Annotated in this window: 11 protein-coding genes; 6 read left to right on the forward strand and 5 right to left on the reverse strand. The window is 56.7% G+C overall.

Annotated features, from left to right (window positions below):
* Positions 1-112: 112 nt before the first annotated feature.
* Entirely contained in the window at positions 113-1,582 is a 1,470-nt protein-coding gene (locus LKE08_RS23755; RefSeq protein ID WP_324706754.1) for a phytoene desaturase, read from the reverse strand.
* Positions 1,583-1,856: 274 nt separating this feature from the next.
* Here LKE08_RS23755 and LKE08_RS23760 point away from each other — a divergent pair, with 274 nt between their 5' ends.
* On the forward strand, positions 1,857-3,329 hold the full coding sequence (locus LKE08_RS23760; RefSeq protein ID WP_324706755.1) for a hypothetical protein: 1,473 nt from the start codon (positions 1,857-1,859) through the stop codon (positions 3,327-3,329).
* A gap of 50 nt (positions 3,330-3,379) precedes the next feature.
* Here LKE08_RS23760 and LKE08_RS23765 read toward each other — a convergent pair whose 3' ends face one another.
* Both LKE08_RS23765 and LKE08_RS23770 read right to left on the reverse strand, forming a co-directional pair.
* Positions 3,380-5,047 (reverse strand): hypothetical protein, encoded by a 1,668-nt coding sequence (locus tag LKE08_RS23765; protein WP_324706756.1) that lies wholly within the window; start codon positions 5,045-5,047, stop codon positions 3,380-3,382.
* Between the two features lie 53 nt (positions 5,048-5,100).
* Positions 5,101-7,617, reverse strand: a complete 2,517-nt coding sequence (locus LKE08_RS23770; RefSeq protein ID WP_324706757.1) for a hypothetical protein — start codon at positions 7,615-7,617, stop codon at positions 5,101-5,103.
* A gap of 665 nt (positions 7,618-8,282) precedes the next feature.
* Here LKE08_RS23770 and LKE08_RS23775 point away from each other — a divergent pair.
* From LKE08_RS23775 to cobT, 3 genes are all read left to right on the forward strand, one after another.
* Positions 8,283-8,990: a Crp/Fnr family transcriptional regulator gene (locus LKE08_RS23775; RefSeq protein ID WP_324706758.1), complete on the forward strand. Its 708-nt coding sequence runs from the start codon at positions 8,283-8,285 to the stop codon at positions 8,988-8,990.
* Positions 8,991-9,058: 68 nt separating this feature from the next.
* Positions 9,059-9,739 (forward strand): DUF2232 domain-containing protein, encoded by a 681-nt coding sequence (locus tag LKE08_RS23780; protein WP_324706759.1) that lies wholly within the window; start codon positions 9,059-9,061, stop codon positions 9,737-9,739.
* A complete protein-coding gene (gene cobT, locus LKE08_RS23785; RefSeq protein WP_324706760.1) occupies positions 9,736-10,872 on the forward strand; it encodes a nicotinate mononucleotide-dependent phosphoribosyltransferase CobT in 1,137 nt (378 codons plus the stop codon). Before LKE08_RS23780 ends, cobT begins: the two co-directional genes overlap by 4 nt.
* On the opposite strand, the gene LKE08_RS23790 is transcribed toward cobT, so the two are convergent.
* Positions 10,846-11,277 carry a hypothetical protein gene (locus LKE08_RS23790; protein WP_324706761.1) on the reverse strand — a complete coding sequence of 144 codons (432 nt, stop codon included), beginning with the start codon at positions 11,275-11,277 and terminating at the stop codon, positions 10,846-10,848. The two genes, cobT and LKE08_RS23790, sit on opposite strands and share 27 nt — an antisense overlap.
* A 140-nt stretch (positions 11,278-11,417) precedes the next feature.
* Entirely contained in the window at positions 11,418-11,648 is a 231-nt protein-coding gene (locus LKE08_RS23795) for a hypothetical protein (protein ID WP_324706762.1), read from the reverse strand.
* 566 nt (positions 11,649-12,214) lie between these two features.
* Here LKE08_RS23795 and LKE08_RS23800 point away from each other — a divergent pair.
* The gene (locus LKE08_RS23800; RefSeq protein WP_324706763.1) at positions 12,215-12,754 is read left to right on the forward strand and encodes a phycobiliprotein lyase; all 540 of its coding nucleotides are present in this window, start codon (positions 12,215-12,217) and stop codon (positions 12,752-12,754) included.
* Positions 12,751-13,929, forward strand: coding sequence for an extracellular solute-binding protein (locus LKE08_RS23805; protein WP_324706764.1), 1,179 nt, complete (start codon positions 12,751-12,753; stop codon positions 13,927-13,929). Before LKE08_RS23800 ends, LKE08_RS23805 begins: the two co-directional genes overlap by 4 nt.
* Positions 13,930-14,186 lie beyond the last annotated feature (257 nt).

Raw genomic sequence — 14,186 nt, forward strand, 5'->3', positions numbered from 1 at the left:
TTGATAATTTGTTGATGGGCAAGCACAGAGCCTTGCCTCCACTGATGGGAAATGGCTTGTTGATAATTTGTTGATGGCCAAGCACAGAGCCTTGCCTCTACCGATGGGAAAATCAGGCTTTTCCAATTAAATCCGCCACGATTTTTGCCGAACTCATCACCCCCGGAATCCCGGCGCCGGGATGGGTCCCCGCACCGACAAAATACAGGTTCGGGATATCTTCGCTGACGTTGTGGGGGCGGAACCAGGCGGACTGCATCAGCGTCGGTTCGATGGAAAATGCGCTTCCCAAATGGCTGTTGAGGGTGTCGCGGAAGTGCGGGGGATCGATGTAATGTTCGGTGACGATATGTTTGGATAAGTCGGGAAGATAATTTTTTTCTAAAAACTGGATGATGCGATCGCGGTACGGTTTCGCCGCCGTTTTCCAGTCCGTATTTCCCGCCAAATTGGGGACGGGAGATAACACATACCAACAGTCGCACCCCGAGGGTGCCAGGGACGGATCGGTAGCCGTGGGACGGTGCAAGTACAGGGAAAAATCGTCCGCTAAATGTTTGCGTTTAAATAAGTCGTCCATCAGTTCTCGATAGCGGGGACCCATGATGATTTCGTGGTGCGCCATATTGTCATAGCGCCTGTTGGTGCCGAAGTAAACCACGAACAGGGAAATGGAATGGCGCAGGGATTTAATTTTGCGATCGCCGTATTTTCTCCTAAACCGTTGCGGGATTAAATGCAAGTAAGTAAACGAGACATCCCCGTTACTCACCACCGCATCCGCTTCCAGGGTTTCTCGATTTTTCAGAATTACACCTGTCGCCCGTTGTGTCTTCTCATCGATGACAATTTCATCGACTTCTGAATTGAACAATAACTCTCCGCCACTCTCTTTAAACAGCCGCGCCAGCGCCCCCACCAACGCCCCGGTTCCCCCCATCGCGAACCAGATGCCGAACGCCTGTTCGAGTTTGTGAATCATGGCGTAAATTGAGGTACTTTGGAACGGATTTCCGCCGATGAGTAACGGGTGAAAACTGAACACCTGTCGCAGTCGTTCATCCCGGATATATTGGTTGACAAATCCCGCCACCGAGCGATAGGATTGTAGTTGCACCATATCCGGGGCGACTTTCAGCATATCGGTGAATTTCAGAAAGGGTGTGGTCATCAAGGGCAGTCCCTTTTCAAATACCGAGTCGGCGGCTTGGCAGAATTTTTGGTATCCGGCCACATCGGCGGGGTTGAATTGTTCGATTTGGCGGATAATCTGTTCGGGATTATCGTTATATTCAAAGACGGAACCATCGGGGAATCGCACCCGATAAAAGGGGTCGAGTTTGACCAATTTGAGATAGTCTTCCGAATTTTTGCCGCACAGTTTAAAGAGGTCGTGAATCAACCAGGGGGAGGTGATAATTGTCGGACCGCCGTCGAAGGTGAATCCATCCTGTTGATAAACGTAGGCGCGGCCTCCGGGTTTGTCGCGTTTTTCGAGAAGGGTGACTTGGTGCCCGATCGCCCGCAACCGGATCGCCGTCGCCAGCCCCCCGAGTCCGCCGCCGATGATGATAATTTTCATGACTGGAGTGAATCAAAATTGATAAATTGATGCTATCCTGAAACGGCGGAAATTGAAACGGATTCGATCGCCACCCCATACCGATCGCCCAACGGTGACGGTCCGCCAATCCGGGGGGAGCGATCGCCCTTTCCCCTCCCCGAGTCCCGCCGATTTAAGGAGTGATTCGGGCGGGGGATACGGAGTGATGCTGTCGCACACTTTCCGGCTTCCCAGGACTATAATAAAACACTGACTTGTCCCCAAATTTCCCAGCGCTATTGCCAGAGCATCAATGAGCAGATTTTATCGTCTCCCGTTGCCAGCCACAATTTTGGCGATATTGCCGATCGCCCTCCTGGCCGGATGTTCCCAGTCCGGGCCGTCGGATACCGCTACCCGCCCCTCCAATGCGGCGATCGCGGCCCCGGTGTCCCGGGGGGAGTGGGTTCGCGAGGGTGCGGTGGCGCGCTCGTCGGGTCAGATCCTCTCCAAATCCAACACCTGCACCGAAGCCAACCCCTTCGACGAATCCGTTCGCTTTGCCCTGAAAGCCTCCAGTTTAGCCCAGACCGCCCGCACCAAGGAAGATTGGGACGAGGTAGCCCGCCAGTGGGTGCAGGCGGTGGCGTGGATGCAGGCCGTCCCCCCCCAGAGTCCGAAACGGGCCTTCGCGGAGAAAAAGGTGGTCGAATACATGAGAAACTTGACCTATTCCCAGCAACAGGCCACCAAAACCAGCTCCGCCGCCGGATTTCCCAGCTTCGAGAGCGAACCCTTCGATAGCCAACTGCAACTTTATCTGTCCTATTTGAACACCGTTGGCACCCCCGATGTATTGATCGTGGGCAGTTCCCGCGCCCTCCAGGGGGTCGATCCCAACCAAATGCAGCGGTCCCTCGCCGCCAAGGGATACGGGAACCTGAAAATTTTCAACTTCGGCATCAACGGCGCCACCGCCCAGGTTGTCGATTATTTGCTCAAACTGGTGTTGCCCCCCGATCGCCTCCCCCGGATGATTGTCTGGGCCGACGGGGTGCGGGCCTTCAACAGCGGACGCTTTGATCGCACCTTCGCCGCCATTCTCGACTCCGCCGGACATCGGCGGTTGGCCTCCGGCGTCCGCCCCCAACTGGCCCAAAATGAAGTCAACCCAACCACCTGCTACGAACTCCCCCAACCCTGCGACGCGACGGGCTCGAAGTGGAAGTTCATGCACACGGAGGAGGAAATGGCTTTGCAACCCGCAAACAATGTTGCCCCGTCCGGGAATTTCCAAGATCTGATCTACCGTCCCGAACAACAGCCGATCGCCGCCCGTTTGGCCTCCCTAAATGCGATCGACGCCAACGGCTTTTTGCCCCGGAGCGATCGCTACAACCCCTACACTTACTATCAACGCCGCCCCTACGTCCCCGGCCAGTATGACGGCGACTATCGGGCCTTCAACTTGCAGGGCGTCCAGGCCCGGGCCTTCGATTCGGTGGTGGCCTTCACCTCCGCCCGCAACATCCCTCTGGTGTTCGTCAACCTCCCCCTCACCGACGACTATCTCGACTCGGTGCGCTGGTCCGCCGAACGCCAATTCCGCGATCGCATGAGATACCTCTCCCAACAGTTCGGTTTCCTATTTATCGACTTATCGGAACAGGCGTTAACCCAATATAATTACTTCGTCGATCCCAGCCACCTGAACCGCTACGGCGCCCAGGCGGTGGCTCAAAAATTAGCCGCCAATCCCTCCATTCCCTGGCCCCGGAGGAAATAATTGATAATTGATAATTGATAATTAACAATTAATAATTATTGATTGTTAATTTATTTCCCGACTCCCGACTCCCGACTCCCGACTCCCCCATCAAACTCTCCGATCGCCAACGGTTCGTCCAAGCTCTGGCGGTGTCCTTGGGAGAGTTGATGCAAGTATTGGCGCGATCGCTCGGATCGTTCTAGGTTAATAAAATAACTGCCGTCCACGTCCTTGTAAAAAAGCGCCCCCTGACTGATCATTTCAATGTCGGGGTGCGATCGCGATTCCGGTGCGAATAGCGCCCAATCGGACTCGGAGGGGACGAATCCGGCGGGGAGTTGGCCGTCGAGGATTGCCAAAATTTGGGCTTCGCAGGCGCGAGTATTAACCCCCCGTTCCTCCAGACGATTCATCACCACTTTCGCCGATAGGGGTACATCTCCGAACACCTTTAGCAGTTCTCCGAGTAGGAAATAATCCCCGTATTGTTGGCGGGCAAAATCGAAGAATTGGGGATATAATTTCACTCTAGCCAATCCCGACGCCACGGACTCGCCGGGGTTCGGAGTTTGCATGACGGCGGCACTGGGGAGCTTTTGTCGTAACCACTGGGTGAAGGCCGGCCAAGAGCCGTTTCCCCCCCAACAAATCGCCCGTTTGACTGCTACAGGGGAGGTTCCCACCCGACTCATCAATTGGTTGAGTTCCCGGTTTAAGGTTTGGATGAAGGGTTGCAGCACCCGGCGGTTGAAATCCGCTTGAGTCAATTTTATTTCGGTTCCTTTGAGGGGGAGAGTTAGATTTTTTCCCTGCTGTAAAATGTTTTTATTATTTTCAATCAGATTGAACAGGGGTGATTGAAAATTGGGATTGTCTCCGGCGAGCAAATCTTGGGGGATCAGTTGATAAATGATATCCCAATTCAGGTCATCTCCGCCGTAGGCGATACTTTCCCCGATCGCGATATTTTCCGCAAAATCGACCAGCATCAATTCCGTGGTTTTTGCCCCCGAATTGATCATCAGAGTCAGTCCCTCCGGGGGCGGTTCGTCCGATGGGGTCAGCAAAGTCGCGATCGCATCTTCCACCGTCAAGATTTGGCCGGGATTGTCCACCAAACCCGTCTCCAGAATGGCTTCCCGGACGTTGAAACGGTAGGCGTGGGAGGCGTTGGCGGGGCCCCCCACGATGACACCGGCGAGGCGATCGAGGGCGTTTTTGAAGGCGTCCGGTTCCAATCCGATCGCGCCGCAGGTGTGGGGGCGGGGCAGACTCAGCTTTTCCCCCGACTCCGGAGACAATTCGACTGCCCCGACATGGGGATTTAGGGTCGAAATTAACAACTGTAAAGCCCGCCGAAATTCGCCCAAAAATAGGGTGTGATTCGGGTCGATTTGCAGGAGGGGATAGGGCGTTTCGGAGGCTCCGAAATGGTGGGGGATGGTTCGGCAAAGATGCGGTTTGAATCGGTCCAAAACCACCGCCTCATCGGTTCCCTTCGGATGCCAGTTTACCCGGCCCGGGAGGCGAAATCGGCGATTTTCCTCGCCTTCGGACACCCAATAAATGGGATAGACTTTCTGAGTGGCGGGAAGCAGCAGAGATGCGGCCAGTCCCGTCGAACCGACATCCAGGCCGAGATACCACCGTCGCGAGTACAAATCTTTCGGCGTCGGGGGTGAGTTTTTCCCGGCGGTCGGCTGTTCGGATGGGACGGATTTCGGCTCTTTTGACATCAAATTTTCTACCCTCCTCAGAATTGGGAATTTGGGGATTTTATCTCAGCCGTCTAGGATGTTTTTTTCCCCGAATTATTCATGGGTTTCGCTTGACTCATTTCTTGATATAGGGCCTCCAAGCTGAGGAAATCTCCGCCGCCATCGTCGCCGGCAGACCTTTCGTCTTTGTCCGCTTTCTGCGGTTGGGAAGGGGTTTCGGATGCGTCGAAACTGTCGAGCAAATCGTCGAGGGTGACATCGGAATCGCCCCATCCCGAAAATGGGTCGTCGGCCGATTCGGACTCCGGAGATTGCGGGCGATCGCCGGATTGGCGATCGGATTCCAATTCGCCAAACAGGTTGTCAAATGTGATGGTTTCTTCTGCCGTCTCATTTTGGGGTAAGATCAATTCGTCGGAACTGTCCGAAATCTCCAATTCCTCATCCTCTGAAAACGGCTGTTCCAAGCTGGCTAATTCTGCTTCCAGATGTTGCAGGGTTTGTTTGTCGATCAGAAGTTGCGAGTCGATTTGATCGTCATCTTCTTCGGATGCGGACGGCAGCAAGTTTTCGTCGGGGGAAGCGTGAACGAAATTTTCCAGGGGTTCTTCATCCAATTCCAGCGAATCAAAAATATTGCCGAAGTCTTCGAGGGTAGTTTCATCCTGGAAGTCGGCGGGTTGAGACGCGGGGGAGGCTTGACGGGGTAGATTTTCGGTTGAATTGGGCTGATTCATCGCTAAATCTTCATTTTCTAACAGCAGTTCGGCATCGGCTCCTTGTTGCCTCGAGGATTCGTCGAATTTCTCGGGCTGACTTCCGTTTAAACTTTCTGTCAGATCGTCCAGTTGCCCGATCGCGATCGCTTCTTCTTCCGTCTCCTCGAATAAGTCTTGGGTATCGAGTCTTTCCTCATCGTCTTCTATTTCCGAATCCTCGCTTTCGGAATCGGTTTCGGAGGAGTCCGGAAATAAGTCCTCGGCATTCCAGGCGATCGCATCTGCTTCCTCTTCTTCTGCCAATTCTCCGTTAACTTCCACGGCGGCTTCAGCGGTGATGTCGTCCCCTTCTTCCCCTTCTTCTTCGGGGAACAAATCCTCGGCATCCCAGGCGATCGCATCTGCTTCCTCTTCTTCTGCCGATTCTCCGTTAACTTCCACGGCGGCTTCAGCGGTGATGTCGTCCCCTTCTTCCCCTTCTTCCTCGGGGAACAAATCCTCGGCATCCCAGGCGATCGCATCTGCTTCAGAATCGCCGATATGATCCCCGGCTTCGATTTCTTCTTCCGGCAAGTTTTCGTCTAAATCCCAGCTTTCTTCCTCGTCGATTTTCGCCTCCGTTTCTGTCGCAAAACTGTCGAATTCATCTACGTCTAAATCTTCCATATCTAGACGAATTGAATCGGGTTCTTTTTCCGCTTTAGATTCAGTCTTAGAGACTTTTTTCGGAAGGGGAAGTTCGACACCGGCGAAGGGAAATAAACTCTCGATATCTTCCCCTTCTTCCCCGTCGGGAAATTCCTGGGGAATCCCTTCCGGAACGGAGACATCCTCCCGCTTCGCCTCCGGCCGGCGGGCAGATTCCGCCGGGGGGGTCGCCACCGGCTTGTCCGCAATGGCGTCAGATTTTTGGGGCGAGGGGGGCATCGGTTCCTCATCCGTCAGTTGCAATGAGGATTGCCATTGAGTCGTCGTGGCTTGGCTCAACTGCTGAGTCAGGTGATTAATCCAAGCCGAAAAAATCACCTCCCCCTGTTTGCCCAGACCGTGCATTTTTTCGAGATTTTGGGATAGGGATTCATGATAGGTTTGCAAATTACTTTGCAGGGCCTCAAAAATGACGCTCAAACTCGAATCCAAGGTCATCAACAGGTGATCAGACTGAGCCTGCAACATCCGCATTTGTTCAAGTCGCCCGGCCGGAGTCAGCCGGGGCAAGAGTTTGGACGTTTCCGACTCATCCCCAAAATTTTCCGTTTCCGAGAGCGGGGAAGTGTGGCGGTCGTAGCGTTCCAGGTCTCCTCGCGTCGGCGTATCGACGGTTTCCGCCGTCAGCACCGCCTCGATCACCCGTTCTTCGAGTTGGGAGAGCGTCTCCGCCACCCGCTGGGTGAGGCTGTCCTGGAGGCGGTTCATCAGTTCTTGCAGGAATTGGGCGATCAGTTGTTGGCGGTCGGTTTCCCCGTCGATGGGGGTGAGATGTTCTTGGCGGCGACTTTCCAAGGTGCGGATATCTTGGACGAGGCGTTGCCGTTCCTGTCGCAATTCTTCCACTTCATTTTGGAGGAGTCCCGTCAGTTGCGATCGCAGGTAGCCCATTTCTTCTCGGAGCGCCTGCCAAATCTCCTGCTGTGGGGACGGCGCGGCCGACGAGAGGTCGCCGGGGGAGACCCGGGGAAGGAGCGATCGCGGGGAGTCGCCCATCTCCCGCTGTAGGGATACGAGGTAGTTGCGAACTCGCTCTAAAACCTGTCGCGCCCGGGTAACCGTTTCGCCGAAGGCCACCCAGGGGAGTCTCGGGCTGGGTTGACTGAGCACTTCGTCAATTTCAGCAATTAGAGCCTGAATTTGATCCTGATGAGAAGTCAAGGCAGGAACCTCATTTTTACTAGCGTTTGAATCGGAATGAGCCGTGGTCTAGTTCAATTTCCGAATCCAGAGTCCGAATCCCTTCTCCTGTCCGGATTGCCCTGGAAAAATCAGCGGACGGCCCGGGTGAACCTGTTGCGAAGCCTGATGCTCGCGCTCCAATCCTTCAAAAATCTTCCCGACGTAGAAACCAACTCCTATGTTCTCTTCCATCATAGGTTAGGGATCGGACCCAACTCAAGGAATTGTCCCCGGGTACTCTGGACCCCTCGGTTTCCCCTTACGGAGCGATGGTGGCGATCGGGTGAATTGTAAGCCCATGCCATCGTTTTGCTTCACAATTCCTTTAAAATAAGAGTTGCCCACCTCACATCCAGTCCGCACCCGACCGGGATGGGAGCGCGATCGCCATCAAGACCGAACCCATCCAGACCGCGGCCCGAAGGCCGGACGATTCCCGCCGGTTCGATTCCGAAACGTTCCACCCGCGATCGGGTGTTCGCCCGGTCCGGGTATTCTGGTCAACGGTAGCGAAACCCAACAATAGTGGTATTGTTGGACTAGGGTTGGCGCCGTGGCGGGCTGCGGTGAAGTGAATTGGATCGGTTCATCAATTTCCTCCCCGCCCGACCACAGCTTCAACGAATTTCAAACATGATAGCCCAATGGAAGATCGGTACTTCTCCCGCGAGTCACAATCAGATATCACCCGCATGATTCTCTCGACTCCGTTTTTTCTGGGTCTGCCCGACGAGGTGGCCGAAAAAGCGACAGCTCATGTGGTGGGTCGCAGCCATCCGGCCAATCAGGTGATTCTGTTGGAGAATGATTGGGGCAGCTCCGTGTATTTTATTTTGGATGGCTGGGTGAAAATTCGCACCTACAACCTCGACGGCAAGGAAGTCACCCTCAACATTTTGGGCAAGGGCGAACTGTTCGGCGAAATGGCGGCCCTCGACGAGGTGCCCCGTTCCACGGACGTGATCACCCTCGCCCCGACGACCATCGGCAATATGCCCGCCCAGGATTTCGTGGAACTGATCAACACCGAACCCCTGGGTGGCATCCGCCTCGCCCAGTTGATGGGCCGGCGCCTGCGCCAGGTGAACCGGCGGTTGCGGTTGCGGGAGTCCGACAGCGCCTCCCGGGTGGCGGACATCCTGTTATTTTTGGCCGAGGGACAGGGAAAAACCACCGACACGGGGACGCAAATTCCCAACCTGCCCCACCGGGAACTCAGCAGTCTCAGCGGACTGGCTCGGGAAACGGTCACTCGGGTTCTGAGTAAACTGGAGAAGAAAGGGTTAATCAAGCGCGATCGCGAAACCCTGAGCATCCCCGACGTCCACGCCCTGGAGCGGATGTTGGTCTGACGGGTGGGCCTGGGTGCGATCGCCCGATTTCCCCTCTCCCACTCTTGCCCCTTTCAATTCCCGGCCGCATGAGCGATTTTCCCAAGACCAACGCCGACTCCCCCCCCAAATCCCCCGATTCTCTCCCTTCGACATCCCCGCTGATGATGGTGGAAACGGCGTTTCTCGCCAGCGCCGCCAGTCTGATTTGGTTCGTCAACTACTACTTTCCCCTCGGTCCGCTGTTGCGGGTGTTTTTCCCCCTCCCCATCGCGTTACTCTACCTGCGCTGGAACCGTCGAGCCGCCAATATGGGCGCCCTCACCTCCGGGTTGCTGCTGACGGTGTTGATGGGACCGACGCGCAGCGTTCTGTTTTTAATTCCCTACGCCTGGATGGGGGTGGTGTTGGGCGGGTTGTGGAAGCGCGGCGCCCGCTGGCCGATTTCGGTGGCCATCGGGGCTTTAATCGGCGCGATCGGCTTCTTTTTTCGCTACTGGCTGCTCTCCATCCTCCTCGGCCGGGATCTGTGGGTCTACGCCACCACGCAAATCGCGGAACTGGCCGAGTGGATCTTCATCAAGTTGGGGTTGCTGGCCCCCCCGAGTCTGCTTTTCGTCCAACTCGTCGCCGTGTTGATGGTGTTTGCCAACAGCATCGTCTATCTCTTCGTGGTGCACCTGGTGGCCCTGCTGATGCTCGATCGCCTCAAATCCCCCATCCCCCGCCCCCCCCGCTGGGTGCAAATCTTACTCGACTACGACGAATGACGGCAATTCGGGTTTACACGGAACTTCCCCGGGGGGAAAGGTGGTCGGAGCGGTATCGGGGCTGCAAGCCTCTATTCGCCTGCGTTTTGGGATTCACCGAGACGGGGTTGCTGCCGGGGATCTCGGGGGCGGGGGCGACGCCGGACGACCGCCGCCGGACTTATCTGGCCGACGCCGAATTCCTCCACGACGGCCCGAACCCCCATCCCAAATATCCCCTGCCGCCGCTGGTGGCGGGGGCATCTCCGGTGTTGATTTCTCGGGCCGTCATCGAAACCTTGGAGATTCCTTTGTATCTGTTCGATGCCGGGGTTCCCGTGGTTCCCTCCGTGCCGAGCATCCATCTGGGGGGGGTTCCGGCCCGGTGCGTCAGTTCGGGGGCGGCGTTGGATTTGGCGGTCGTCCGGGCGTTATTTGAGGCGGGGTTGGCCTGGGGCGATCGCCTCGGAAAGATGGCTCAAAACAGTTATGTCGCGATCGGAGAATGCGTCGTCGGTGGGACGACCACGGCTCTGGCGGTGCTGGTGGGGTTGGGAATTCCGGCGGCGGGAAAAGTTAATAGTAGCCACCCCCGCTGCAATCACGGTCAAAAATTGGCGATCGCGGAGGCGGGACTGCGGGCCGCTGATTTGAACCCCGGCGCGGCCGACCCGTTTCGACTCGTCGCCGCCGTCGGCGACCCCATGCAGATCGCCGTCGCGGGCCTGACGATCGCGGCCGTCAGGAGGGCCGGGGTGCTGCTGGCGGGGGGCACCCAGATGTTGGCGGTCTACGCCCTCACCCGGGCGATCGCCGAGGGCGAAAATTTGCCCTGGACTCCCGACCGGGTGGCGGTCGGCACCACCCGCTGGGTGGCGGAAGACCCGACGGGGGACACCCCGGGACTGGCCCGGGCGGCCGGTCCGGTTCCCCTGCTGGCGACCCAACTCAGTTTTGCCCGTTCCCGATATCCCCAACTCCGGGCCTACGAGCGGGGATATGTAAAAGAGGGGGTGGGGGCCGGCGGATGTGCGATCGCCTCCCACCTCTTCGCCGGCTGGGACTCGGCCCGACTCCTCGGGGAGATCGAAGGTTTGGCCGGCCGTCTGGGCCGGTGCCGGCCCGACTCAGATGCGGGTCCGCTTGGAGAGTAACTGTTCTTCGAGGGCGGCGATGCGATTGTAGGCGGCGGTCAACTGGGCCGTCAGCCGTTGGATCTGCACGTCGGCCGTCAGGGTGGGTTCTTCCCGGTGGACGACGTTGGTGCTGTCGGTGTAACAGTCGTCGATCAGAACGTCCTTGTGTTCCGCCCGACGACGTTCCACCCTCCACTGAGCCGGCGGGGGAGATGCGGTCAATCTAGTGCCGTCTTCAGATGTCTCTCCAACGGTTTCCTCCGCCACCGAAGTCGGCTCGGGCGTTTCGACCGCGAGGGAGAGCGAAGGGAGCGACATCTGCTCGTCATGCCCGCCACTCTTTTCACTCAGTTGCATGACGATCTCATAGAGGGCATCTACTTTATGAGTTAAGGCGATGACTTGTTGAGTCAGCACATCCATAAATATTCCTCTTCATACGATGAACGGGTATCTCGGTTTTGATTCTAAAACGGGATCGGAGTGAATCCGGAATTACTTCTCAATTATTTAACCTTTGAACCCGCTGTTCTAATCGAACATCGGACATTCATATATTTTGGTTATACTCCGGACGTTTTTGGACCCGATACTCGCCGCCGGAGGACCGATCGCATATCCGCTCCCCCAGAGGACGACATTTCCGGCGATCGCGCCCCACCGACCGCCCCGCCCGGTTTGCGGGGATTTTCTCGCGCCGATTCTGAGCCGCTCCACTCATCGGACTGCGGGGCGATCGCGATCGCGGACACATCGAAATTGTCGGCCGCAAAAGCCCCCGATTTCGCCCACATTCAACCCGATTTCGGGGCCGCGACCTCCCCTTCGGGGGGCGACAAATTGACGGGCGATCGCCCGCCTATCCCCCGATCTTCTGTTCCCAACATCGGCTCGATTTGGGGGGACCCGTTCGGAAACAATTGAGAAGAGTTTTCGACCGAATTGAAGCCGGCTAATCTGAAAAGAGTTGACAAATGTTTACATCGTCACCCCGGCGAAACTTGTTTCGATCAGTTAACCGGATGAAACGCCCCCCGCCATCTCTCGAAAGTGGGGGTGTTTCGATTCGGGGCGCGATCGCTCGATGAGAGAGAATGTGATCAATTGCCATCGATCGGAGGCGGATTTGTAACAGGGGTAACTGTATTTACCCGGTGGGGTGATTAGAGTTTTCCAAACTGTTTGAGTGACTTCCCCGGTTCCGTTCGGGGGCGATCGCATCGTCCGGACGGCGAAAAATTCGCCCGTCGGATAGATTGCGGGATGCGGGTATTTGTGGTTATATTAAGAAATGTAACGAAACAACGACCGGGCGCTTGACACAGGATTGACACCGATTATTTTGACGAGGACATCCTAAATGACATTACCGAGAAGGCAGAATCAGATCGACGTGGCGTCTGCGATCGCCACCTATTTTCGACGGTCCTGCGGTGACTGGCGGTCGGAACGGCGCTACTACACCCTCCCGGAAGGCTCCACCCAAGAAATCGTCAGCTACATCACCGTCCGGTTTCTCGAACCCGGAAGCGAAGAACTGATCCGGCTGGCCCGCGCCCACGGATTGGCGGACGAAATGGCCTGGGAGTGCGGCTCCCACGTCACCTGGGAAAGCAGCGATCGCCTCTCGGGACGGGAGCAGTCGAAGGGTTCCACCTGCTTCGGTGTCTTGGGGAACATTTTATATCGCGATCGCGGGTTCGCCACCCCCAAACCCATCACGGCAGCCTACCATATGCCCGACCCCAACACATTGTGTCTGCGAACCGAGTACAATGGGTCTGTATTTGAAGAAGAGATCAAGCAGATCGGCGACAAATACCGGACTCGCCAGACCATTATCTCCCGGGCCCGGGAGCAGATCATGATCGGACAATACTTGGAAAAACGCATTTCGTGAAGCGACGATCTTTTTTGTTGGGGACCAGTCTGTTGGCACTCGAAGCGGCGGTGTCGGGGTGCTCTGCCACCCCCGCCTTCGAGATCGAATTGCTCAAAGATACCGTCCCCATTCAAATGGTGAATCGATTCCGCCGGCAACTCGAAGGCCGATCGGCCCCCCGTTTCGTCCCCAAAGCCAGTCTGAATGCCCTCTACGAGCAACTGCGGGGCGACGAAAATTCCTCCGGCCCCGACGAGCCGGGCCGGTTTCCCCTGAATTTGATCCCCCGGCGGCAGACCGCCACCGGTTCCGCCGATCTGGTCATGATCGGCGATTTTTGGCTGACCCGGGCCATCCAACAGGACTGGCTCCGACCCCTGAATCCGGAGGAGTTGCAGCAGTGGCCGCAACTCCCCCAAAGGTGGCAAAATTTGGTGAGGCGAAACCGTCAGGGAGAATTGGTCGCGGGTGACGACGGCCAGATTTGGGCCGCACCCTACCGCTCGGGCACCACCGCCATCGCCTACCGCCGCGATCGCTTCGAGGAATTGGGGTGGACTCCGACGGACTGGGGCGACCTGTGGCGGGAAGAATTGCGCGATCGCATCTCCCTGCTAAACCAACCCCGGGAAGTCATCGGCCTGACGCTGAAAAAATTGGGGTACTCCTACAATACCGCAGATCTCGATACCGTCCCCAATTTGAAAGAAGAATTGCTCGCACTCCAGCAAAACGTCCGCCTCTACGACTCCGACAACTATCTCAAACCGTTAATTTTAGGCGACACCTGGCTGGCCCTGGGCTGGTCCACCGACATTTCCGCCGCGGTCCAGCGGCAACACGACCTGGGAATCGCCATCCCCCGGTCTGGAACCGCCCTCTGGACCGATCTGTGGGTGAAGCCGAAAGCCGCCCCCGCCGCAGACGACAACTTGGCCCGAGAGTGGATCGATTTCTGCTGGCAACCCAACATCGCCGCCCAGATGTCCCTGCTCACCGGGGCCACCTCTCCCATCGTCTGGGGTGCGAACCGGGCGGATTTGCCGCCGGATTTGCGGGACAATCCCCAACTGCTCCCCGATGCCGAGATTTTGGAACGCAGCGAATTTCTGCTCCCTCTGCCGGAATCGACTCTGAAACAGTACCGCGACTTGTGGCGCGAGATCCGTCAAGAATTAATAATTAACAATTAATAATTGATAATTAAGAGTTTTACGTTGTCGTTCAACCCGAATATTTAATAGGAAAGGCAGACACAGAAGCCTGCCTCCACAGTCCTAATATTTAACAGGAAAGGCAGGCACAGAGCCTTGCCCCCACAGTCCTAATATTTAAGAGGAAAGGCAGGCACAGAGGCCTGCCTCCACAGTGATTTATAGCGCTGCTAGAGGGGGTGTAGGGTGTAGGGTGTAGGGTGTAGGGAGGGGAAATTCCCTCGACATCAGGGTTT

Origin of the sequence: Lyngbya sp. CCY1209, from assembly GCF_035615495.1 — a bacterium.
Taxonomy (GTDB): Bacteria; Cyanobacteriota; Cyanobacteriia; order Cyanobacteriales; family Microcoleaceae; genus Limnospira.

Excerpts from the sequence above, each read along its gene's own strand:
- LKE08_RS23760 (WP_324706755.1), top strand. The coding sequence starts at position 1,857 with ATGAGCAGATTTTATCGTCTCCCGTTGCCAGCCACAATTTTGGCGATA.
- cobT (WP_324706760.1), top strand. The coding sequence starts at position 9,736 with ATGACGGCAATTCGGGTTTACACGGAACTTCCCCGGGGGGAAAGGTGG.
- LKE08_RS23795 (WP_324706762.1), bottom strand. The coding sequence starts at position 11,648 with ATGTGGGCGAAATCGGGGGCTTTTGCGGCCGACAATTTCGATGTGTCC.
- LKE08_RS23765 (WP_324706756.1), bottom strand. The coding sequence starts at position 5,047 with ATGTCAAAAGAGCCGAAATCCGTCCCATCCGAACAGCCGACCGCCGGG.
- LKE08_RS23790 (WP_324706761.1), bottom strand. The coding sequence starts at position 11,277 with ATGGATGTGCTGACTCAACAAGTCATCGCCTTAACTCATAAAGTAGAT.
- LKE08_RS23755 (WP_324706754.1), bottom strand. The coding sequence starts at position 1,582 with ATGAAAATTATCATCATCGGCGGCGGACTCGGGGGGCTGGCGACGGCG.
- LKE08_RS23800 (WP_324706763.1), top strand. The coding sequence starts at position 12,215 with ATGACATTACCGAGAAGGCAGAATCAGATCGACGTGGCGTCTGCGATC.
- LKE08_RS23780 (WP_324706759.1), top strand. The coding sequence starts at position 9,059 with ATGAGCGATTTTCCCAAGACCAACGCCGACTCCCCCCCCAAATCCCCC.
- LKE08_RS23775 (WP_324706758.1), top strand. The coding sequence starts at position 8,283 with ATGGAAGATCGGTACTTCTCCCGCGAGTCACAATCAGATATCACCCGC.